Source organism: Nonomuraea sp. B208, from assembly GCF_057536035.1.
The window spans coordinates 747,593-769,063 of the sequence record NZ_BAAJOU010000010.1; the positions used below are offsets into that span (position 1 = coordinate 747,593).

The 21,471-nt window shown below is 71.5% G+C and carries 18 protein-coding genes; 17 read left to right on the top strand and 1 reads right to left on the bottom strand.

Annotated features, from left to right (window positions below):
• Positions 1 to 7 precede the first annotated feature (7 nt).
• From ndk to AC27IY_RS08875, 17 genes are all read left to right on the top strand, one after another.
• Complete coding sequence (gene ndk / locus AC27IY_RS08795) at positions 8 to 418, top strand: nucleoside-diphosphate kinase (RefSeq protein WP_090773482.1); 411 nt, start codon at positions 8 to 10, stop codon at positions 416 to 418.
• A 331-nt stretch (positions 419 to 749) separates the two neighbouring features.
• Positions 750 to 1,781, top strand: coding sequence for a rod shape-determining protein (locus AC27IY_RS08800; RefSeq protein ID WP_344218620.1), 1,032 nt, complete (start codon positions 750 to 752; stop codon positions 1,779 to 1,781).
• Positions 1,781 to 2,695: a rod shape-determining protein MreC gene (gene mreC / locus AC27IY_RS08805; RefSeq protein ID WP_423478060.1), complete on the top strand. Its 915-nt coding sequence runs from the start codon at positions 1,781 to 1,783 to the stop codon at positions 2,693 to 2,695. Before AC27IY_RS08800 ends, mreC begins: the two co-directional genes overlap by 1 nt.
• Before the next feature lie 283 nt (positions 2,696 to 2,978).
• Positions 2,979 to 3,440, top strand: a complete 462-nt coding sequence (gene mreD / locus AC27IY_RS08810) for a rod shape-determining protein MreD (RefSeq protein WP_344218624.1) — start codon at positions 2,979 to 2,981, stop codon at positions 3,438 to 3,440.
• Positions 3,437 to 5,482, top strand: a complete 2,046-nt coding sequence (gene mrdA, locus AC27IY_RS08815; RefSeq protein ID WP_364463544.1) for a penicillin-binding protein 2 — start codon at positions 3,437 to 3,439, stop codon at positions 5,480 to 5,482. Before mreD ends, mrdA begins: the two co-directional genes overlap by 4 nt.
• A complete protein-coding gene (gene rodA, locus AC27IY_RS08820) occupies positions 5,479 to 6,645 on the top strand; it encodes a rod shape-determining protein RodA (RefSeq protein ID WP_329592039.1) in 1,167 nt (388 codons plus the stop codon). The genes mrdA and rodA overlap by 4 nt, the downstream gene beginning before the upstream one ends.
• A 79-nt stretch (positions 6,646 to 6,724) precedes the next feature.
• Positions 6,725 to 8,635 carry a TIGR03960 family B12-binding radical SAM protein gene (locus AC27IY_RS08825; protein WP_344218628.1) on the top strand — a complete coding sequence of 637 codons (1,911 nt, stop codon included), beginning with the start codon at positions 6,725 to 6,727 and terminating at the stop codon, positions 8,633 to 8,635.
• Positions 8,636 to 8,772: 137 nt separating this feature from the next.
• Complete coding sequence (locus AC27IY_RS08830) at positions 8,773 to 9,540, top strand: TIGR03936 family radical SAM-associated protein (RefSeq protein ID WP_344218630.1); 768 nt, start codon at positions 8,773 to 8,775, stop codon at positions 9,538 to 9,540.
• A gap of 461 nt (positions 9,541 to 10,001) precedes the next feature.
• On the top strand, positions 10,002 to 10,178 hold the full coding sequence (locus tag AC27IY_RS08835; RefSeq protein ID WP_487177630.1) for a hypothetical protein: 177 nt from the start codon (positions 10,002 to 10,004) through the stop codon (positions 10,176 to 10,178).
• The gene (locus tag AC27IY_RS08840) at positions 10,151 to 13,144 is read left to right on the top strand and encodes an Rne/Rng family ribonuclease (RefSeq protein WP_487177631.1); all 2,994 of its coding nucleotides are present in this window, start codon (positions 10,151 to 10,153) and stop codon (positions 13,142 to 13,144) included. Before AC27IY_RS08835 ends, AC27IY_RS08840 begins: the two co-directional genes overlap by 28 nt.
• 210 nt (positions 13,145 to 13,354) lie before the next feature.
• The gene (gene rplU / locus AC27IY_RS08845; RefSeq protein ID WP_020546368.1) at positions 13,355 to 13,657 is read left to right on the top strand and encodes a 50S ribosomal protein L21; all 303 of its coding nucleotides are present in this window, start codon (positions 13,355 to 13,357) and stop codon (positions 13,655 to 13,657) included.
• A 15-nt stretch (positions 13,658 to 13,672) separates the two neighbouring features.
• Positions 13,673 to 13,930, top strand: a complete 258-nt coding sequence (gene rpmA, locus AC27IY_RS08850; protein WP_012893687.1) for a 50S ribosomal protein L27 — start codon at positions 13,673 to 13,675, stop codon at positions 13,928 to 13,930.
• A 155-nt stretch (positions 13,931 to 14,085) separates the two neighbouring features.
• Complete coding sequence (gene obgE, locus AC27IY_RS08855) at positions 14,086 to 15,438, top strand: GTPase ObgE (protein ID WP_344218647.1); 1,353 nt, start codon at positions 14,086 to 14,088, stop codon at positions 15,436 to 15,438.
• Positions 15,439 to 15,538: 100 nt separating this feature from the next.
• Positions 15,539 to 16,714 (top strand): glutamate 5-kinase, encoded by a 1,176-nt coding sequence (gene proB / locus AC27IY_RS08860; protein ID WP_371252456.1) that lies wholly within the window; start codon positions 15,539 to 15,541, stop codon positions 16,712 to 16,714.
• Positions 16,715 to 16,735: 21 nt separating this feature from the next.
• Complete coding sequence (locus AC27IY_RS08865; protein ID WP_371252389.1) at positions 16,736 to 18,010, top strand: glutamate-5-semialdehyde dehydrogenase; 1,275 nt, start codon at positions 16,736 to 16,738, stop codon at positions 18,008 to 18,010.
• A 50-nt stretch (positions 18,011 to 18,060) separates the two neighbouring features.
• Positions 18,061 to 18,237, top strand: coding sequence for a hypothetical protein (locus AC27IY_RS08870; protein ID WP_329592055.1), 177 nt, complete (start codon positions 18,061 to 18,063; stop codon positions 18,235 to 18,237).
• 91 nt (positions 18,238 to 18,328) lie between these two features.
• Positions 18,329 to 20,296, top strand: a complete 1,968-nt coding sequence (locus tag AC27IY_RS08875) for a serine/threonine-protein kinase (RefSeq protein ID WP_487177632.1) — start codon at positions 18,329 to 18,331, stop codon at positions 20,294 to 20,296.
• 114 nt (positions 20,297 to 20,410) lie between these two features.
• On the opposite strand, the gene AC27IY_RS08880 is transcribed toward AC27IY_RS08875, so the two are convergent.
• On the bottom strand, positions 20,411 to 21,433 hold the full coding sequence (locus AC27IY_RS08880; protein WP_344218655.1) for a M48 family metallopeptidase: 1,023 nt from the start codon (positions 21,431 to 21,433) through the stop codon (positions 20,411 to 20,413).
• Positions 21,434 to 21,471 lie beyond the last annotated feature (38 nt).

The window sequence follows — 21,471 nt, forward strand, 5'->3', positions numbered from 1 at the left end:
ACTTCAAGTGTCCGAGCGCACTCTTGTCCTGATCAAGCCCGACGGGGTGAAGCGTGGCCTCATCGGTGACGTGATCGCCCGTGTGGAGCGCAAGGGCCTCAAGGTCGTGGCGATGGACCTGCGCACCCTCGACGCCGACACCGCCAAGGCGCACTACGCCGAGCACTCCGAGCGGCCGTTCTTCGGTGAGCTCGTCGAGTTCATCACGTCGGGGCCGCTCGTCGCCCTGGTGCTGGAGGGCCCCCGCGCCGTCGAGGCCTTCCGCGCGCTGGCCGGCGCCACCGACCCGGTGAAGTCCGCCCCCGGCACGATCCGCGGCGACCACGCCCTGGAGATCGGCGAGAACGTCGTCCACGGCTCCGACTCGCCCGAGTCCGCCGCCCGGGAGATCAAGATCTTCTTCCCCGACCGCTTCTAGTTACCTCGCCCTGACCGTCCCTTTCCGAGGGGCGGTGGCGACTACCGCGCCCGCACAGCACTGCACGCTGTGCGGGCGCGCGTGTTTTCGTCGGTGGTCTCGCGTAGCGTGTGCCGCGAGAGTTGCGGGATGCCATGTGGGGGCTTTTGGAACGGTCCAGCGGACGTTCGGGCGTTATGCGACAGTCTGGGCAAAATTGCGGTTGAGCTTGGGGCTGGAGATTTTTGAGGAGCGCGACGGCTCGTTGCACTCAGCGGTGGGTACGTCACGTTACGATTCGAATTCGATCCGTAGTCATTCGCGAACGACGTTACGGAGGGCTCCGTTCCCCATGGGCAGCAAGCTCGCGTTCCTCGGCCGTGACATGGCGGTCGACCTCGGAACCGCCAACACACTGGTCTATGTCCGTGGCCGCGGCATCGTGCTCAACGAGCCGTCCGTCGTCGCGATCAACACCACCACGGGCAAGATCGTGGCGGTCGGCATCGAGGCCAAGCGCATGATCGGCCGTACGCCTGGAAACATCGTGGCCGTCCGGCCGCTGAAGGACGGCGTGATCGCCGACTTCGACGTCACCGAGCGCATGTTGCGCTATTTCATTCAGAGGGTGCACAAACGGCGCCACTTCGCCAAGCCGCGCATCATCATCGCCGTGCCGAGCGGCATCACCAGCGTCGAGCAGCGCGCGGTGAAAGAGGCCGGCTACCAGGCCGGCGCACGCAAGGTCTACATCGTCGAGGAGCCCATGGCGGCCGCGATCGGCGCCGGACTGCCGGTTCACGAGCCCACCGGCAACATGGTCGTCGACATCGGCGGGGGCACCACCGAGGTGGCGATCATCTCGATGGGCGGCCTCGTCACCAGTCAGTCGATCCGCATCGGCGGCGACGAGCTCGACCAGGCGGTCATCGCGTTCGCCAAGAAGGAGTTCTCGCTCATGCTCGGCGAGCGCACCGCCGAGGAGATCAAGATGGCGATCGGCTCGGCCTGCCCCCACGGCGAGGATCTGCACGCGGAGATCCGCGGGCGCGACCTCGTCAGCGGGCTGCCGAAGACGATCATCGTCTCCGGCGAGGAGATCAGGAAGGCGATCGAGGAGCCGGTCAACGCGATCGTCGACGCGGTCAAGACCACGCTCGACAAGTGCCCGCCCGAGCTGTCCGGCGACATCATGGACCGCGGCATCGCGCTCACCGGCGGCGGCGCTCTGCTCAGGGGCCTCGACGAGCGGGTCAAGGCCGAGACGGGCATGCCGGTCCACCTCGTCGAGAACGCCCTCGACTCGGTGGCCATCGGCTCCGGCAAGTGCGCCGAGGACTTCGAGGCGCTGCAGGAGGTCCTGGTGCCGGAGTCACGGCACTGATGAGGGACTCGCGCCGGGGCCGGCTGATCCTCGGAGTGCTGCTGACGGCGGCGCTGGTCATCCTGACCGTCGATCATCGCACCGGCGAGAGCTCGCCGCTGCGTCCGCTCCGCGCCGTCGGGGCCTGGGTCTTCGGGTCGGCCGAGCAGCTCGGCGGCGGGGTGGTGCGGCCGGTCACCACGTTCGTGCAGGCCGTGTTCACCGCGCCGGCGGCGCAGGAGCGCATCAAGGCGCTGACGGAGGAGAACGCCCGGCTGCGGACCGGGATGCTGTCCGACAAGCTCGACGCCGCCCGCTCCAGCGAGCTGAAGAAGCTGCTGGGGCTGGCGGGAGCCGGCGGATACAAGATCGTCACAGGCAATGTGGTCGCGCGGCGAGGTCAGCCGGGGTTCGAGGACACCGTGCAGATCGACATCGGCAGCGCCGACGGGGTGCAGCCGGAGATGACCGTGCTCAACGGCGACGGGCTGGTGGGGCGGGTCATCCACGCCTCCACCACCAGCTCGACGGTGCTGCTGATCAGCGATCCGGCCTCGGCGGCGGGCGCGCGGCTGGAGGGCGGCAAGGAGATCGGGGTCGTCCACGGGGTGGGCGAGTACGGCAGGCTCGTGCAGTTCCGGCTGCTCGACTCCACCGCGCCGCTGGTGCGGGGCGGGCGGATCGTCAGTTTCGGGTCGCAGAACGGGCGGCCGTACGTGCCGGGGGTGCCGGTCGGGGTGATCGAGCGGGTCGAGTCCACGCCTGGAGAGTTGACGCGCATCGCCTATGCGCGGCCGTTCGCGGATCTGACGGCGCTGGACGCGGTGGGTGTGGTGGTCGAGGCGCCGAAGAGGGACCCGCGTGACGCGGTGCTGCCCGCCAAGGAGGGGGGCGCGGTGACGCGGACGCCTACGCGCCGAGGGGGGTCACGGTGATGCGGGCGTCTGTGAGCGGAGGGCGGTGCGCGGGGCCGCGGGGCCGGGTGTCCGTGTGCGGGATGCGGGGCCTGGGGGCGCGGGTCCGGGTGCCTGTGCGGCGAGGGCGGGTTGTGGTGCGGGCGCCCTGTGTGCGGGATGCGGCTTTGTGTGCCTGCACCTGGGAGGTGGGTCCTAGCGGTGCGGGGCTCGGCTTCTGCCGGCGGGTGGGGGCGGTGCGGGGGGCTGCGCGGCGAGGGTGGGTTGTGGTGTTCAGGGGGCTGGGGCACGAGGAGGGGTCGCGGTGATCGGAGGACTGTGCGTGCTGCTGGCGCTGCTGGTGCAGGTCATGCTGGTCAACCGGCTGCCGTTGCCTGGCGGGGGAGCGCCTGATCTGGTGCTGTTGGCCGTGGTCGGGGCGGCTCTGGCGCGCGGGGCGGTGCCGGGGGCGGTGCTCGGGTTCTTCGCCGGGCTGGTGGTGGACATCGCGCCGCCGGGCGCTCATCTGGTCGGGCAGTACGCGTTCGTGCTGGCGCTGGTCGGCTACGTGGCCGGGCGGGGGGCGGGCGGCCCGGTGACCACCGTGGTGCTGTGCGTGCTGCTGGCGCCGCTGCTGGCCGTGGGCGTCAACCTGCTGATCGGGGACTCCCGGGTGACGTTGGCCACGTTGACCGGGGAGGTGCCCGTCACCATCGTCTACACGCTGCTCGTGTCCCCTGTCGTCATCTGGCTGGCCGCCCGCGGCGAGCCGAGGTACTCGACATGATCAGGATGCGGACCCGGCTGCTGGTGCTGCACGTGCTGGTGCTGACGCTGCTCGTGGTGCTGGTCGGGCGGCTCTACCAGGTGCAGGTGGTGCACGGGCAGGAGTTCGTGACGCGGGCGACGGAGACCAGGACGCGCACGGTGATCGTGCCGGCCGTGCGCGGGCAGATCCTCGACTCCTCCGGGCGGCCGCTGGTGCGCAACCGTACGGCGCTGGTCGTGTCGGTGGACCGCGCGCTGCTGTCCAGGACGCCAGACGGCGGGCTGAAGGTGCTGACCAAGCTGTCGCAGGTGCTCGGCAGGCCGGTGCAGGAGCTGCAGCGGAAGATCACGCCGTGCGGGCCGAAGGTGCCGAAGCCGTGCTGGACGGGGTCGCCCTACCAGCCGGTGCCGCTGGACGAGAAGGTGGACACCCGGGAGGCGCTGCAGATCCTGGAGCGCCAGGAGGAGTTCCCCGGGGTGACGGCGGAGATCCACTCCGTGCGGCAGTACCCGGGCGGCCGGGCGGGCGCGCAGATGCTGGGCTACCTGCAGCCGGTCACCGAGGAGGAGCTGGAGAAGCGCGAAGGGCTCAAGGCGGCCTTCTCCGGCGTCGACCTGGCCGGGCGCGACGGGCTGGAGTACGTCTACGACGACGCGCTGCGCGGCAAGGCCGGGCTGCGCCGGGTGCAGGTCGACCGGATGGGCAAGGCGCTCGGGGTGGAGGACCAGGTCACGCCCGTTCCCGGCGACCATCTGGTGACCAGCATCGACTCCCGGATCCAGGCGGTGACCGAGAGGGCACTCGAAAGGGCCATGAAGTCCGCGCCGCAGGCCGACGGCGGGGCCGCGGTGGTGCTCGACGCGCGGAGCGGCAGGGTGGTGGCGCTGGCCAGCCAGCCCAACTACGACCCGGAGATCTGGGGCGGCGGGATCTCGGCGCGCGGCTACCAGCGGCTGATGTCGGAGAAGTCGGGCAAGCCGTTGGTGTCGCGGGCGATCAACGGGCAGTTCGCGCCCGGTTCGACGTTCAAGATCTCGTCGGTGACGTCGATGCTGCGGGCCGGCTATCCGCTGAACGGCACCTACGACTGTTCGGGGTCGTACAACGTGGGCGGGCGGGCCTTCAACAACTTCCGCGGCATCGGGCTGGGCCCGATGAACCTGCACACGGCGCTGGTGAGGTCGTGCGACACGATCTTCTACCGGGCCGCGTACGAGCAGTACCTCAAGGACGGTGGGCGTTATCCGAAGAAGCCGCCGAAGGAGATCTTCGCGAACACGGCGAGGGCGTTCGGGTTCGGTCGGCCGACTGGCGTCGACCTGCCCGGCGAGTCCGGGGGTCGCATTCCCGACCGGGCGTGGAAGAAGAGCCTCTGGAACCAGACCAACGCGGTCACGTGCGAGCGCTCGCGCAAGGGCTATCCGGAGGTCAAGGACCGCGCGCGGGCGGAGTTCCTGAAGCGGCTGGCGCTGGAGAACTGCACGGAGGGGTTCCTGCTGCGGCCCGGCGACTCGGCCAACTTCTCCATCGGGCAGGGCGACGTGCTGGTGACGCCGATGCAGCTCGCGCGGGCCTACATGGCGCTGGTCAGCGACGGGAAGCTGCGCAGCCCGCGCATCGGCTGGGCGCAGGTGCGGCCCGACGGCAAGGTGGTCAGGACCATCCCCGTGCCGGTGGTCGGCAAGCTGCCGCTGAGCGAGAAGGAGCGGCACTACATCAAGAACGCGCTCAGCCAGGTCGCCCAGGACGGCACCGCGGCCGGGGCGTTCGCCGGTTTCCCGATGGACAAGGTGCGCGTGGGCGGCAAGACCGGCACCGCGGAGGTGTGGGGCAAGCAGGACACCTCGTGGTTCGCCTCGTTCGCGCCGACGAAGAACCCGCAGTACGTCGTGGTCGTCATGGTCTCCCAGGGCGGCATGGGCGCGCAGACCGCCGCGCCCGCCGCGCGTGAGATCTACGAGGGCATCTACGGCATCAAACGGACCCCGGCCGTGCCCGGGGGCAGGCTCACCACCAAACTGCCGGTCTTCCGGCCCGACGGAACGGTGGCGCCACGATGACCGCCCGCACCGCCGCCGTCCAGCGGCCCTCGCTGCTGCGCCGGCTCATGCAGGAGAACTCCGCGGTCCGCAGGCTCGACGGGCTCATGCTGGTGGCGGTCGCCGGGCTGTGCGTGATCGGCACGCTGCTGGTGTGGTCGTGCACCAGGACCTGGGCGCCCGGCTCCACCGGCCTGGTGAAGAAGCACATGCTCAACGAGGCCATCGGCGTGGTGCTGTGCGCCATGGTGGCGACCGTCGATCACCGGGCGATGCGGGCGTACGCGCCGCTGGTGTTCTTCGTGTCGCTGGTCGGGCTGGGGCTGGTGATCACGCCGCTGGGGGCGACGATCAACGGCTCGCACTCGTGGATCCTGCTCGGCGGCGGTTTCGCGGTGCAGCCGTCGGAGTTCGCCAAGGTGGGGCTGCTGCTGATCATCGCCATGCTGCTGGCGCAGCCTGCGGAGGGCACCGACCGGCCGCGCGGGCTCGACGTGATGCTGGCGATCCTGGCGGCGGTGATCGCGATGGGGCTGGTGATGCTCCAGCCCGACCTGGGCACGGCCATGGTGCTGGCGGTGATCACGGCGGCCGGGCTGGTCCTCGGGGGCGTGCGCAAACGGGTCATCGCGGGGCTGGTGGCCACCGCCGCGCTGGGGATCTTCTCGGTGTTCTACTTCCAGTTGCTGGAGCCGTACCAGGTGGCGCGGTTCACGGCGTTCGTCGATCCGAGCGTCGATCCGCGCGGCGTGGGATACAACGCGACGCAGTCGCTGATCGCCATCGGATCGGGGCAGCTGCTCGGCAAGGGGCTGCTCGGCGGCGGGCAGACGACCGGGCGGTTCGTGCCCGAGCAGCACACCGACTTCATCTTCACCGTGGCGGGCGAGGAGTTCGGCTTCCTCGGGTCGGCCGCGGTCGTGGTGCTGCTCGGGGTGGTGCTGGTGCGCGGGCTGCGCATCGCCCGCAAGTGCGAGGACCGGTTCGGGACGCTGGTCGCCGGCATGATCGTGTGCTGGTTCGGCTTCCAGACGTTCGTCAACGTCGGCATGACGATCGGCATCATGCCGATCACCGGCCTGCCGCTGCCGTTCGTGTCCTACGGCGGCACGGCCACGTTCGCCAACCTGATCGCGATCGGGCTGCTGCAGGCCATCAAGGTGCGGGGTCAGTCGTTCCTCTGACCGGCCGGGGGCGGCGCTGACCGGGCGTGAGCGCGCTTGCCGGATTTGCCACCGCCCAGGCCCCGCTACCCTTGACGGTATGCCTGTCGAGTCGATTTTCCACCGCCTGGAAGCGCTGCTGCCCAAGGTGCAGAAGCCCATCCAGTACGTCGGAGGTGAGCTCAACTCGACCGTCAAGGACTGGGACTCCGCCGACGTGCGATGGGCGCTGATGTACCCGGACGCCTATGAGGTCGGGCTGCCCAACCAGGGCGTGGCGATCCTCTACGAGATTCTCAACGAGCTGCCCGGCACGCTCGCCGAGCGCACCTATGCCGTCTGGCCCGACCTGGAGGCCCTCATGCGGGCCGAGGGCGTGCCGCAGTTCACCGTCGACGCGCACCGCCCGGTGCGCGCCTTCGACCTGCTCGGCGTGTCGTTCTCGACCGAGCTCGGCTACACCAACCTGCTGACCGCGCTCGACCTGGCCGGCATCCCGCTGGAGGCAGCGGACCGGGGCGACGACGATCCGATCGTCATCGCTGGCGGCCACGCGGCCTTCAACCCCGAGCCGATCGCGGCCTTCGTCGACGCGGCCGTGCTGGGCGACGGCGAGCAGATCTCCATCGCCATCAGCGAGGTCGTGCGCGAGTGGAAGGGCGAGGGCAGACCCGGCGGCCGTGACGAGCTGCTGATGCGGCTGGCCGAGTCCGGCGGCGTCTACGTGCCCAAGTTCTACGACGTCGACTACCACCCGGACGGGCGCATCAAGCGGGTCGCGCCCAACCGGCCCGACGTGCCCTGGCGGGTCCACAAGCACACCGTGATGGACCTCGACGAGTGGCCCTATCCGAAGAAGCCTCTGGTCCCGCTGGCCGAGACCGTGCATGAGCGGTTCAGCGTGGAGATCTTCCGCGGCTGCACCCGCGGCTGCCGGTTCTGCCAGGCGGGCATGATCACCCGTCCCGTGCGCGAGCGGTCCATCACCACGATCGGGGCGATGGTCGACAACGGCATCAAGGAGTCCGGCTTCAACGAGGTCGGCCTGCTGTCGCTCTCGTCGGCCGACCACTCCGAGATCGCCGAGGTCGCCAAGGGCCTGGCCGACCGCTACGAGGGCACCAACACCTCGCTGTCGCTGCCCTCGACGCGGGTCGACGCGTTCAACATCGACCTGGCCAACGAGTTCTCCAGGAACGGCCGGCGCTCCGGTCTGACGTTCGCCCCCGAGGGCGGCTCGGAGCGGATGCGCAAGGTGATCAACAAGATGGTCAGCGAGGACGACCTCATCCGCACCGTCACCACCGCCTACTCGCAGGGGTGGCGGCAGGTGAAGCTCTACTTCATGTGCGGCCTGCCCACCGAGCAGGACGAGGACGTGCTCGGCATCGCCGACCTGGCCAAGAAGGTCATCAAGGCCGGCCGCGAGGCCACCGGCAGCAGAGACATCCGCTGCACGGTCTCCATCGGCGGGTTCGTGCCCAAGCCGCACACGCCGTTCCAGTGGGCCGGGCAGGCCGACCACGAGACCGTCGACCGGCGGCTCAAGGCACTGCGCGACTCGCTGCGCGGCGACAAGGAATACGGCCGGGCCATCGGCTTCCGCTACCACGACGGCAAACCCTCGATCGTGGAGGGCCTGCTGTCGCGCGGCGACCGCCGGATCGGCGCGGTCATCCGGGCCGTCTGGGAGGACGGTGGGCGGTTCGACGGCTGGAGCGAGCACTTCTCCTACGAGCGCTGGATGGCCGCGGCGGACAAGGCCGGCATCGACGTCGACTGGTACACCACCCGCGAGCGGGAGGAGAACGAGGTCCTGCCGTGGGACCACCTCGACGCGGGGCTCGACCGCGAATGGCTGTGGCAGGACTGGCAGGAGGCGGTCTCCGGAGGCGAGGTCGAGGACTGCCGGTGGACGCCGTGCTACGACTGCGGCGTCTGCCCCACCATGGGCACCGAGATCCAGATCGGGCCGACGGGACGGAAGCTCCTTCCGCTCACCGTGGTCTAGCGCGCTCAGTGGGCGAGCCGTGCCTCGTTGTACACGTCCATTCACCGGGGCGGCTTATCCTGAATGAAGGAACTCTTACAAGGGAAGGACGACAGACTCTGAAACCTGTTCCCGAAGGGCCTCCGCCCGCGCCCACGGTGCAGCGCCTGCGTGTGCGTTACGCCAAGCGCGGCCGCCTGCGCTTCACCAGCCACCGCGACATCTCGCGGGCCGTCGAGAGGGCGGTTCGCCGTGCCGGCATTCCGGTGGCCTACAGCGCGGGTTTCTCGCCCCACCCCAAGATCTCCTACGCGGGCGCGGCGCCGACCGGCGTCGCCAGCGAAGCCGAATACCTCGAGATCGGCGTAACCACGCCGTGTGACCCCGAGCAGGTCAGGTCCAGTCTGGACGGATCGCTGCCGCCGGGGCTCGATGTGCTCGACGTCGTGGAGGCGGGTCAGGGTGGGCTGGCCGACCGCTTGGAGGTCTCCGACTGGGAGGTGCGCCTGCCCGGTGCCGATCGCGAGCTCGCCGAGGTGGCGGTGGAGAAGTTTCTCGCGGAGGGCACCGTGGAGGTCGAACGCCTCACCAAGAAGGGACCCCGCCGCTTCGACGCGCGCGGCGCCGTCCTGGGGCTGACGGTTTCCGAGGGAACAGAAAGAACCGCAGCTCAGGTGCAGAGAGAGCCGTGTGTCATACTGCGCATGGTTGTTCGGCACATGACGCCTGCAGTTCGACCCGACGATGTGCTCACAGGGCTGCGCCTTGTGGCCGACTTCGCGCCGCCGGTTCCCCCCGAGGTGACCAGGCTGGCGCAGGGGCCGCTCGACGCCAGCACCGGTGCGCTTGCCGACCCGCTCGGCCTGGACCGCGACACGACGCGCGGCGGCGAGGCGGGACCGGCGGGTGAGCACGTCGGCGGTTGAGGACGCGCCCAGCATGCGCCGGGCACGACCGCTGACAGGACTTGGCGTCGGCGACTCCGTCACGGAGGCGCCGGCGGACAACTGAGACACGATGGCTCCTGCGCGGCGCGGCGACGCGCCCGGGAGCTGACGGGAGAGCGCCCGCATGCTCGACAACGAGCCCAACGCCGGGGCCACTGGCCCCGACGGGGAGACAACTGAACAGTCAACGGGGACCAGGCGCCGCCGCGCCGCCAGCCGGCCCGCGGGGCCGCCGCCCGAGCTGCCCGAGGAGCCGGCGCAGAAGCCGGTCACCGTCGTCGCCGCACAGGCCGCGCCGTCGGTGTCGGTGTCGGAGGGCGCGCCGGTGCGGGGCACCGTGGTGCGCAGAGCGGCCGGGTCGCCGGACGCCGAGGTCGCTGTCGCCGTGGAGAACGGGAACGGAAGCGGTGCCGTGAGCGGCGCTCGCGGGGCCGGTGGGGGTGCGGCTGAGGCCGGCCCTGCCGGTGGCCTTGGTGCTGCCGGGGCTGCTGGTGGCACTGCTGCTGACGGTGGCGCTGGTGGCGCTGCCGCTGAGGGTGGCGCTGCTGACGGTGGTGCCGGGGCTGGTGTCAGTCCGGTGGAGGCCGCTGTGGCCGGGGCCGTGGCGGACGCGGTGAGCGAGGCCGGAGCCGGCGAGGAGAAGCCCAAGAAGACGTCGCGTACGCGGTCCACCGCGACGACGACGCGGCGGCGTACCACGAAGAAGGGTGCCGAGGCCGAGGAGGCCGGGGCCGAGAGCGGCGCCGGTGCGGCTGTGAGTGCAGAGGATGCTGCCGCCGGTGCGGTGGAGAGCGGCGTGGCCGCGGCTCCCGCCGAGGAGGCCGCGCCGAAGCGGCGTACCAGGACTCGTAAGAAGGCCGGTGAGGATGTGGCGGCGGAGGCCGTCGCGCCCGCCGGGGAGCAGGGCGTGCCGGCCGCCGGCGTGGCCGAGGCCGCTGCTGGGCCGGTCGCTGGTGTGAGCGCGGCCGAGGGTGTGGGTGCCGGGCAGGCAGGCGCTGAGGGTGCCGGACAGGCTGCGGCACAGGGCGTTGAGGAAGCCGCCGAGGAGGCCGGGAGCGGCCGTGGCACGGGCAGCCGGAGGACGCGCACCCGCGCCACGACGACGCGTAGCCGGCGCGCGGCCGCCGCGGAGGCGGCGGCCGGCGAGACGGGCGAGGACGCCGGCACGGGCACGCAGGGAGCCCTTCCTGACCAGGCTGGCGCCGGTCAGGGTGCGGCGGTCGGCGGTGCTCGGAGCGCTGAGGCCGGTGCCGGTCAAGGCACGGCGGCTGGAGGTGTCCAGGGCACGGAGGCCGGTGTTGGTCAGGGTGTGGCCCCCGGTGGCGTTCAGGGCGCGGTGGCGGCCTCTGGCGGGGATGTCGAGGGGGTTGAGGGGGAGGACATCATCGAGATCCTTCCCGAGGACGAGCCGCTCGATGACGAGCCCGCCGGTGAGGACCTCGACGAGGAACCGGCCCGGCCGAGTCTGCTGGCGGACCCGTTCGGGTTCTCGGCTCGTCATCACGACGAGCCCGGAGCCGCGTTCCAGCGGCCCGCGGCCATCTTCGCGCCGCTGTTCCAGGCGCCGGATCCGACGCAGGCCAAGCCGGCCGTGACGCGGCGTCCCGAGCCGACCCCGCCGGTCGAGCCGGAGGAGGCCGAGGACCTGGTCGAGGAGGACGTCGAGGACGAGACCGACGCCGAGGCCGCCGAGGAGCCCGAGGAGGAAGAGGGCGGCGGTCGCCGCCGCCGTCGCCGCCGCGGCGGACGCGGGCGCGGCAAGGCGCGTGAGCGTGGCGAGGGCGAGGACGGCGAGGACCAGGACGAGGAGTCCGAGGAGGAGCCCGCCGAGGAGCCGGCCGCGCAGGAGGAAGAGGAGAGCTCGTCCTCACGCCGCCGCCGTCGCCGTCGCCGCAGGGGCGGTGACGAGGGCGCCGAGCCGGCCAGCGACGACCCGCCCAACACGGTGGTGCGCATCCGCGCGCCGCGCTCCGGCCGTACCGGTGCGCTGGAGACCGCCACGGACGGCGTGCAGAGCGTGCGCGGCTCGACCCGGCTGGAGGCCAAGAAGCAGCGCCGCCGCGAGGGCCGCGAGCTGGGCCGCAGGCGTCCGCCGATCATCACCGAGTCGGAGTTCCTGGCCCGGCGCGAGTCGGTCGACCGCATGATGGTGGTGCGCCGCCAGGGCGACCGTACGCAGATCGCGGTGCTGGAGGACGGCGTGCTCGTCGAGCACTACGTCAACCGCGAGGCGAGCCAGTCGTACGTGGGCAACGTCTACCTCGGCAAGGTCCAGAACGTGCTGCCGTCGATGGAGGCGGCGTTCGTGGACATCGGCAAGGGGCGCAACGCGGTCCTGTACGCCGGTGAGGTCAACTTCGACACCGTCGGGATGGAGGGCCAGCCGAAGCGCATCGAGTCGGCGCTGAAGTCCGGCCAGTCGGTGCTGGTGCAGGTCACCAAGGACCCGATCGGGCACAAGGGCGCGCGGCTCACCTCGCAGATCAGCCTGCCCGGGCGTTACCTCGTGTACGTGCCGGACGGGTCGATGACCGGCATCAGCCGCAAGCTCCCCGACAAGGAGCGCACCCGGCTCAAGAGCATCCTGAAGAAGGTCATGCCGGAGAACGCGGGCGTCATCGTGCGCACCGCGGCCGAGGGCGCCTCCGAGGATGAGCTGGCCCGCGACGTGGCGCGGCTGTCGGCGCAGTGGGAGAGCATCCAGAAGAAGGCCAAGTCGGCCAGCCCGCCCGAGCTGCTGTCCGCCGAGCCGGACCTCACCGTCCGCGTCATCCGTGACGTCTTCAACGAGGACTTCACGAATCTGGTCGTCCAGGGCGACGACGCCTGGGACACGGTCGACGACTACGTCAAGTACGTCGCGCCGCACCTGGGCGAGCGGCTGTCGAAGTGGGACGGCGAGCAGGGCGACGTGTTCGAGGCCTACCGCATCGACGAGCAGCTCGGCAAGGCGCTGGAGCGCAAGGTGTGGCTGCCGAGCGGCGGTTCGCTGGTCATCGACCGCACCGAGGCGATGACGGTCGTGGACGTCAACACCGGCAAGTTCACCGGCCAGGGCGGCAACCTGGAGGAGACGGTCACCAGGAACAACCTGGAGGCGGCCGAGGAGATCGTGCGCCAGCTGCGGCTGCGCGACATCGGCGGCATCATCGTGATCGACTTCATCGACATGGTGCTGGAGTCCAACCGCGACCTCGTGCTGCGGCGGATGCTGGAGTGCCTGGCGCGCGACCGTACGAAGCACCAGGTGGCCGAGGTGACCTCGCTGGGCCTGGTGCAGATGACGCGTAAGCGGGTCGGTCAGGGGCTGCTGGAGGCGTTCTCGACGCCGTGCGAGTGCTGCAACGGGCGCGGGCTGATCGTCTCGACCGAGCCGGTCGAGAGCAAGCCGGAGCCGCGCGGCACGCAGGGCAAGATGGCCGTCGAGAAGGCGGTCTCGGACAAGGTTTCCGCGGCCAAGGACACCTCAGGCCGTGATACCGTGACCGGTGCGCTTGATGATGTCCCGGCTGAGGACGACCAAGCGGGCCAGACTTCCGGCAGGGGGCGGCGACGCTCTCGCCGAGCGAAGTCCGCCGACTAGCCTTTGGCGGACATCCGACGATCCGTCCGGTTCGCCTAGGGGGCCGTTAATCCGGTACCCTGGTGAACCGGTGCGTCAGGTGACGCGCCCTGTTGGCGCGCCTACTCGGTTCGTCGGTTCGAGACAGGACCGAATGGCAGGCGCAGCATTCGGCGGTCGTTCCCTCAGGGGACGGCTGTGGCAACAGCGAGTCAGTAGAAGGGTTCCGCGGTGTACGCGATCGTTCGTTGCGGCGGCAGGCAGCAGAAGGTCTCCGTCGGTGACGTCCTCGAGGTGGACAAGGTCGCCGGCGAGGTCGGCTCTTCGGTTTCGCTGCCGACGGTGCTCGTCGTCGACGATGGCGACGTGACCACCGAGGTGGGCAAGTTCATGGTCAGCGCCGAGATCCTCGGTGAGACCAAGGGCCCGAAGATCCGGATTCTCAAGTACAAGAACAAGACCGGTTACAAGAAGCGCCAGGGTCACCGTCAGCGGTACACCCAGGTGAAGATCACCGGTATCGACCAGGCCTGATCGGGAGTTTGAGAGATGGCACACAAGAAGGGCGCGTCGTCCACCCGGAACGGCCGTGACTCCAATGCTCAGCGCCTGGGCGTCAAGCGCTTCGGCGGCCAGCTGGTCAACGCGGGCGAGATCATCGTCCGTCAGCGTGGCACCCACTTCCACCCCGGCGACAACGTCGGCCGTGGTGGCGACGACACGCTGTTCGCGCTGGCCGCGGGTCACGTGCAGTTCGGCGTCAAGCGCGGCCGTCGGGCCGTGAGCATCGTCCCCGTCGCGGAGTAGTTCTCCGCTCCCGTCACGGGGGTCGTTGCACCATCGCGTCAAAGGGGTGGATCGCGCGGGCGATCCACCCCTTTCGCGTTTCCGGGGCCTGGGTAGGGTCCCGTTCGACGAGTTGAGAAGCCCCCTGGACGGGGGCGATGGAGGAGTGCTGCTGCATGCCGGACTTCGTGGACCAGGTGGTCCTGCACGTCAAGGCCGGTGACGGGGGAAACGGGTGCGCCTCCATCCACCGGGAGAAGTTCAAGCCCCTCGGCGGTCCTGACGGGGGCAACGGCGGTCGCGGCGGCGACGTCATCCTCGAGGTGGACCCCAACACCGCGACCCTGCTCGACTACCACCGCCGCCCGCACCGCAAGGCCGAGAACGGCAAGCAGGGGCAGGGCTCCAACCGCGACGGCGCCAACGGCGAGGACGTGGTCCTGCCGGTGCCCAACGGCACGGTGGTCAAGGACGCCCGCACCGGCGAGGTGCTGGTGGACCTGATCGGCGCCGGCACCCGGTACGTCATCGCGCAGGGCGGCCACGGGGGCCTCGGCAACGCCGCGCTGGCCACGGCCAGACGCAAGGCGCCGGGGTTCGCGCTGCTCGGCGAGCCGGGCGACGGGCTCGACGTGATGCTGGAGCTGAAGAGCGTCGCGGACGTGGCACTGGTCGGCTTCCCGAGCGCGGGCAAGTCGTCGCTGATCGCGGCGCTGAGCGCGGCCAAGCCGAAGATCGCCGACTATCCGTTCACGACGCTCGTGCCGAACCTGGGCGTGGTGACGGCGGGCGAGACCGTGTTCACCGTGGCCGACGTGCCGGGGCTGATCCCGGGCGCATCGCAGGGGAAGGGGCTCGGGCACGAGTTCCTGCGGCACGTCGAGCGGTGCGACATGCTCGCGCACGTCATCGACTGCGCCACGATGGAGCCGGGACGCGACCCGGTCAGCGACTACGAGGTGATCGAGGCCGAGCTCGCCGCGTACGGGAAGCTGGAGGACCGGCCGCGCATCGTCGTGCTCAACAAGGCGGACGTGCCGGACGCGCGGGAGCTGGCCGAGCTGGTGACGCCGGAGTTCGAGGAGCGCGGGCTGCGGGTGTTCACGGTGTCGGCGGCCACGCATGACGGGCTGCGCGAGCTGACGTACGCGATGGGGGAGTGGGTCGCGGCGGCGCGGGCCAGCAAGCCGGTGGAGGAGCCCACCCGGCTGGTCATCCGGCCCAAGCAGCTCGGGGACGCCGGGTTCAAGGTCCGGCGGGTCAACGAGAACCTGTACCAGGTCACCGGCGAGAAGCCGGAGCGGTGGATCCGGCAGACCGACTTCACCAACGACGAGGCCGTCGGCTACCTCGCCGACCGTCTGGAGCGGCTGGGGGTCGAGGAGGAGCTGGCCAAGGCCGGGGCCACGGCGGGTGCCGAGGTGGTCATCGGTCCCATGGAGGGTGGCTACGTGTTCGACTGGCAGCCGACGCTGAGCGCGGAGTCCACGCGGCAGGGGCCGCGCGGCACCGACAACCGGCTGGGCTGAGGCCCGGTACGCGACGGCGTCAGGGCTTGAGCCCATGAGGGCTGGGGCGGGGGCAGGGCTTGAGCCCATGAGGGCTGGGGCGGGGGCAGGGCTTGAGCCCATGAGGGCTGGGGCGGGCGGGCGTTGGGTGGGCCGGGGCTTGGATAGGCTTCAAGGCGTGCGGGAACAGATCAGCGCGGCGTCGAAGGTCGTGGTCAAGGTCGGCTCCTCCTCGCTCACCACCCCCCAGGGCACGATCGACGTCGATCGTGTCGATGCCCTGGTGGACGTGCTGGCGGCGCGGCGCCGGGCCGGGACGCAGATCGTCCTGGTCTCCTCCGGGGCGATCGCGGCGGGTCTCGGCCCGCTCGGGCTGAGCGCGCGACCGCGTGACCTCGCGACCCAGCAGGCCGCCGCCTCCGTCGGCCAGGGCGTGCTGGTGGCCCGCTACACCTCCTCCTTCGCCCGGTACGGGCTGCGCGTCGGCCAGGTGCTGCTCACCGCTGACGACATGATGCGCCGCGCCCACCACGTCAACGCCCAGCGGACCCTTCACCGGCTGCTGGAGCTGGGCATCGTGCCGATCGTCAACGAGAACGACACGGTGGCCACCGACGAGATCCGGTTCGGCGACAACGACCGGCTGGCCGCGCTCGTGTCCCATCTGATCCGCGCCGACGCGCTGGTGCTGCTGTCGGACGTGGACGCGCTCTACGACGGCCCGCCGAGCCGCAGCGGCGCGCGCCGCCTGGCCGAGATCCGCGGGCCTGAGGACCTGGCGGGCGTCGAGCTGGGCAGGAACGGCGCGGCCGTCGGCACCGGCGGCATGGTGACCAAGGTGCAGGCCGCCAGGATCGCGACCGGGGCCGGCGTCCCCGTGGTGCTCACCGCGGCCGCTCACGCGGCCCAGGCGCTGAGCGGCGCCGACGTCGGCACCTACTTCCACCCAGGCGGTCGTCATCCCGGCACGCGCCTGCTGTGGCTCGCGCACGCCACCACCGGGCGCGGCCGGCTGAGCCTCGACCCGGGCGCCGTGGAGGCCGTCGTCGGGCGGCGCAAGTCGCTGCTGCCGGCCGGGGTGACGTCGGTGGAGGGCGAGTTCTCGGCGGGCGACCCGGTGGACCTGTGCGGGCCGGAGGGTGACGTGGTGGCCCGCGGGCTGGTCAACTTCGACGCGGCCGAGATCCCCGGCCTGCTCGGGCGTTCCACCCGCGAGCTGGCCTACACGCTGGGTCCGGAATATGAACGCGAGCTGATCCACCGCGACGACATCGTCATACTGGAGACCCACGCTTAGCAGCCGAACGAGGAGCACGTGATGTCCGAAGAGTTCCTGAAGGTCGCCCGCGCGGCACGAGAGGCCGCCGCCGAGCTGGCCCCGCTGCCGCGGGCGCCGAAGGACCGGGCGTTGCGCGCGATCGCCGACGCCCTGGTCGCCCATGCCGCCGAGATCGTCGCGGCCAACGCCGAGGACGTCGAGCGGGCCAGGGCCGAGGGCACGTCCGAGGCCATGATCGACCGGCTGCGGCTGGACGAGGGCCGCATCGCCAAGATCGCCGACGCCGTGCGCGAGGTCGCCGACCTGCCCGACCCGGTCGGCGAGGTGGTCCGCGGCTCCACGCTGCCCAACGGCCTGGAGCTGCGCCAGCTCCGGGTGCCGCTGGGCGTCATCGGCATCATCTACGAAGGCCGTCCCAACGTCACCGTGGACGCCGCCGCGCTCTGCCTCAAGAGCGGCAACGCCGTGCTGCTGCGCGGCTCCTCCAGCGCCTACTCCTCCAACACCGCGCTGGTCGCGGTCATGCAGGGCGCGCTGGAGGGCACCGAGGTGCCCGTCGGCGCGATCCAGCTCGTGCCGGGCCGCACCCGCGACTCGGTCAAGGAGCTCATGCGCGCCCGCGGCCTGGTCGACGTGCTGATCCCGCGCGGCGGCGCGTCCCTGATCAACTCCGTGGTCGAGGAGTCCACCGTGCCGGTCATCGAGACCGGCGTCGGCAACTGCCACGTCTACGTCGACGCCGAGGCCGACGTCGACCTCGCCGTGAAGATCCTGGTCAACGCCAAGGCGCAGCGGCCCTCGGTGTGCAACGCGGCCGAGACGTTCCTCGTGCACCAGGACATCGCGGACGCGTTCGTGCCGAAGGCGCTGGAGGCGCTGGCCGAGGCGGGCGTGACCGTGCACGGCGACGAGCGGATCGCCGCCCACGGGGCGGGCGTGGTGCCCGCCACCGACGACGACTTCGCCGCCGAATACCTCTCGCTCGACATTGCCGCGGCCGTCGTCGGCTCGCTGGAGGAGGCGGTGGAGCACATCAGGCGCCACGGCTCGGGCCACACCGACGCCATCGTGACCCGCTCGCAGCGGGCCGCCCGGCGGTTCGTGGCGCTCGTCGACTCGGCGGCGGTGGCGGTCAACGCCTCCACGCGGTTCACCGACGGGGGCGAGTTCGGGTTCGGGGCGGAGATCGGCATCTCCACGCAGAAGCTGCACGCGCGCGGCCCGATGGGGCTGCCGGAGCTCACCTCCACGAAGTGGGTATACACCGGCGAAGGGCATTTGCGCACCTCAGAAGGCACGGTGGTGGCCGGTTGACCGGCGTGTCGGCCTGACCGTGGCCGCGCACCGCGGCTTGACTGGGAGACATGGAGATCATCGTCGCCCTCGTCTTCGTCGCCGCGGTGCTGTTCGGCGCCGATCGCCTGATGCTCCTGCTGGAGAGCCACGGCCACGTACGTTGGCGCCGCAAGGGCCGCAGGCGGCTGTCGGAGGAGCCCACCGCGCGACTCGACAGCATGCTCTCCGACCACTCACGCCGATAAACCTGGACGACCTCCGGCGCGCCGCAAGCGTTGACTCCCGTCCCAACGCTAGGGTTGTGTCCCTTATGGGCGCGCCGGGCGGGGAGGGACGGTGAGCAAGCTCGGCAAGGTCGGGCCGTACACCTTGGTCGAGCGGCTCGGCCGGGGCGGCATGGGCGAGGTCTACCTCGCGACCACCCGCCGGGGCGAGCGCATCGCGCTGAAGGTCCTGCACGACCTGGCCGAGGACGAGACCTCCCGGGTCAGGCTGGAGCGCGAGGTCCGCGCGCTGCGCAGGGTCGAGAGCCCCTACGTCGCCAAGGTGCTGGACGCCGACCTCAACTGCGCGCGTCCCTACCTGGTGATGGAGCACATCGAGGGCGCCACGCTGCTGGAGAAGGTGCGCCAGGACGGCCCGCTCGACGTCGCCGAGCTGGTCGAGATGGCGCAGGGCATCGCGGCGGCGCTGGCGATCATCCACGCGGCCGGGGTCGTGCACCGCGACCTGAAGCCGGGCAACATCATCATGTCCGCGCGGGGGCCGGTGCTCATCGACTTCGGCATCGCCCAGGTCCTGGACGCGACCCGGCTGACCATGACCGGCACGTTCCTCGGCACGCCCGGCTACACCGCGCCGGAGATCTTCTCCGACGAGCACGTCGACTCGCCGGCCGACGTGCACGCCTGGGCGGCGACGGTGGCGTTCGCGGCGACCGGGCGGCCCACGTTCGGGCGGGGGACGGCCGAGGCGCAGATGTACGCCGTGCTCAACGGGCAGGCCGACCTCAAGGGCGTGCCGGTCGAGCTGCTGCCGCTGGTGCGCGCGGCGCTCAACCGGGAGCCGGGCAAGCGGCCGACGGCGGCGTTGCTGGCCGACCGGCTGTCGCGGCTGGTCAGGGTCACCAGTGCGACCGAGACGGACGCGGGTGGGGAGGCGGCCGAGGAGGCGCCGCCGTCGCGGGGGCGGGGCACGGACGAGGGCGCGCGGGGCGAGGCCAAGGCGGCGCGTGGGCGGCCCAATCCGACGGGCGCCGACGGCAAGGTGCCGCCGCCTCGGCGTACCGGTGGCGAGGCCGCGCGGCGGGCCGCCGCGGCGGAGGGGAAGACCACCCAACCGCGAGGCCGCACGCCTGTGGACGGGGCTGGGGCTGCCGCGCGCGGGCGCACGCCTGCCGACGGTGCTGGGGCTCGGGGGCGAACTCCTGCGGACGGTGCTGCTGCGCGTGGGCGGACGCCTGCTGATGGGGCCGCTGCTCGTGGGCGGGCCGCCGCGGATGGGGCGGCTGCGCGAGGGCGGGCGGCTGCTGACGGGGGTGCGGGGCGGGGGCGTACGCCGGCTGACGGGGTCGTGGCGCGGAGCAGGATGGACGGGGCCGCGGCGCGGGCCCGGAGCGGGGCGGACGGGAAGGTGCCCGCGCCGCGCGTCCGGGGCAGCGGCGACGGCAAGAACACCGGCCCGCGGCCGAAGCTGACCACCCCGCGCGCCCGTGCGGCCGCCGCCGTACGGACCCGCGCGGCGGCGGCCCGGCCGCAGGTCAGGCGGAAGAGCGACGGGCCCACCACGCTGCCCGCGGGCAACGGCGCGCTGCTGCTGCTCGCGGTGCTGGCGGTGCCGTGCGTGGTGACGTCGGTGATCTGGCCGATCGCCTCGATCGCGATCACCGCCGTGTTCGTGGTGCTGACCAGGACGCTTTGGATGAACCACTGGATGGTCAGGAACCGGGGCTCCCGGCGGGTCCGGGTGACGCTGCGCGTGCTGCTGTTCCCGCTGGCGCTGGCCGGCGCGGCGGCGACCGCGCTGGTGTGGCCCGGTGTGCCCGTCGCGGTGGCGTCGGGCGGGGCGCTCTGGGTGACCGGCGGCGGCCAGATCGACACCGACTGGTGGCAGCAGCCGGCGCCCGTGACGGTGGCGGCCGTGGTGTTCGGGATGTTGTGCGGCGGCATCACCGGTCGCGAGATCGAGCGGATCGGCGGCCGGCTGCCGGACCTGCGCAGGGAGGGACTGCGGGCGCTGGCGGTACTGGGCGGGTTCGTCGCCCTGTGCGCGGCCGCCGTGCGCGCCATCGCCCTCCTGCTCTGAGGACTCCTGCTCCAGGACTCCTACTCCAGGACTCCTGCTCCAGGACTCCTGCGGCGTCACCGCCGCAGGGCGCGGCCGCTCACGCTGACCGGCCGCGCGTGGCGATGGCGCCGGTCAGCCCTGGCCGCCGTCGCGGCGGGAGAAGCGGTTGAAGATGCGCTCGCCCGCGTTGACCGCGCCCTCCGCGACGTCGCGCAGCACGCCGATGAACGGGTCCTGCGACTGCTGCCACGACGCGCGGTAGGACTCGGCCGCCGCCTTGACCTCGTCGGTCACCCGTGCGCTGGCGTCGTCCTCGCGGCGCGGGTAGTCGCCGCCGAGGATGCGGTCGTACTCGCCGCTGCGCTGCCACTTGTCCAGCTCGGCCACGCGCACCACGGCGAACGGGTGGGTGGTGCCGAGCAGGTTGAGCACCTTGAGGAAGCCGTCGCGCAGGTCGCCCGCGGTGTCGTACTCGTTGTACTGCTCCAGGAACGCCTCGATGTTCATCTCGTGGGTGTAGGCGCCACCGGCGAGCTTCATCAGCGCCCGCTTGCCCGCGTCGGGGTCCTGGCCGACGAGCAGGCCGCCGCGGTCGGAGGACAGCTCCGACTTGCGGTACCACTCCTCCAGGCCCGCGACGATGGCCCGCAGGCCGATGTAGCCGAGCGGGATCCAGGCGACGCGGGTGGCGAGGCGGGTGAGGATGTCGAGCATCGTCCGGTAGACCGCGTGCCCCGAGAGGATGTGGGCGGTCTCGTGGCCGATGACGAAGCGCTGCTCCTCCTCGTTCATGAGGTTGAGCAGGCCGGTGGTCACGACGATGAACGGGTCGTCGAAGCCGATGGCCTTGGCCTGGACCTGCGGGTCCTGCTGGACGTAGATCTCCGGGATGCGGTGCAGGTCGAGGGTGTAGGCGGCGTCGCGGCCCATGTCGTAGAGCGAGCGGAACTGCGTCTCGCTGACGCGGACGGCCGAGGCGAGGTACATCAGGCGCAGGCGGCGCTCGCTGATGAGACCGGACATCTGCTTGAGAACCGTGTCGAACCCACTCAACTTACGCAGAGCGACCAGGGCGGACCGGTCTGCGGGGTGTTCGTAGGCACGGGACGAGATGCCGGGCAGTTGGACTCGATTGCGGTCCGGGGTGGTCGTCATGCCCGGCATGCTACGTCCGCAACCGGGGTCATGCGCGG

Excerpts from the sequence above, each read along its gene's own strand:
- rpmA (WP_012893687.1), top strand. The coding sequence starts at position 13,673 with ATGGCACACAAGAAGGGCGCGTCGTCCACCCGGAACGGCCGTGACTCC.
- mreC (WP_423478060.1), top strand. The coding sequence starts at position 1,781 with ATGAGGGACTCGCGCCGGGGCCGGCTGATCCTCGGAGTGCTGCTGACG.
- AC27IY_RS08865 (WP_371252389.1), top strand. The coding sequence starts at position 16,736 with ATGTCCGAAGAGTTCCTGAAGGTCGCCCGCGCGGCACGAGAGGCCGCC.
- rodA (WP_329592039.1), top strand. The coding sequence starts at position 5,479 with ATGACCGCCCGCACCGCCGCCGTCCAGCGGCCCTCGCTGCTGCGCCGG.
- obgE (WP_344218647.1), top strand. The coding sequence starts at position 14,086 with ATGCCGGACTTCGTGGACCAGGTGGTCCTGCACGTCAAGGCCGGTGAC.
- mrdA (WP_364463544.1), top strand. The coding sequence starts at position 3,437 with ATGATCAGGATGCGGACCCGGCTGCTGGTGCTGCACGTGCTGGTGCTG.
- AC27IY_RS08870 (WP_329592055.1), top strand. The coding sequence starts at position 18,061 with ATGGAGATCATCGTCGCCCTCGTCTTCGTCGCCGCGGTGCTGTTCGGC.
- AC27IY_RS08800 (WP_344218620.1), top strand. The coding sequence starts at position 750 with ATGGGCAGCAAGCTCGCGTTCCTCGGCCGTGACATGGCGGTCGACCTC.
- AC27IY_RS08825 (WP_344218628.1), top strand. The coding sequence starts at position 6,725 with ATGCCTGTCGAGTCGATTTTCCACCGCCTGGAAGCGCTGCTGCCCAAG.
- proB (WP_371252456.1), top strand. The coding sequence starts at position 15,539 with ATGAGGGCTGGGGCGGGCGGGCGTTGGGTGGGCCGGGGCTTGGATAGG.
- AC27IY_RS08880 (WP_344218655.1), bottom strand. The coding sequence starts at position 21,433 with ATGACGACCACCCCGGACCGCAATCGAGTCCAACTGCCCGGCATCTCG.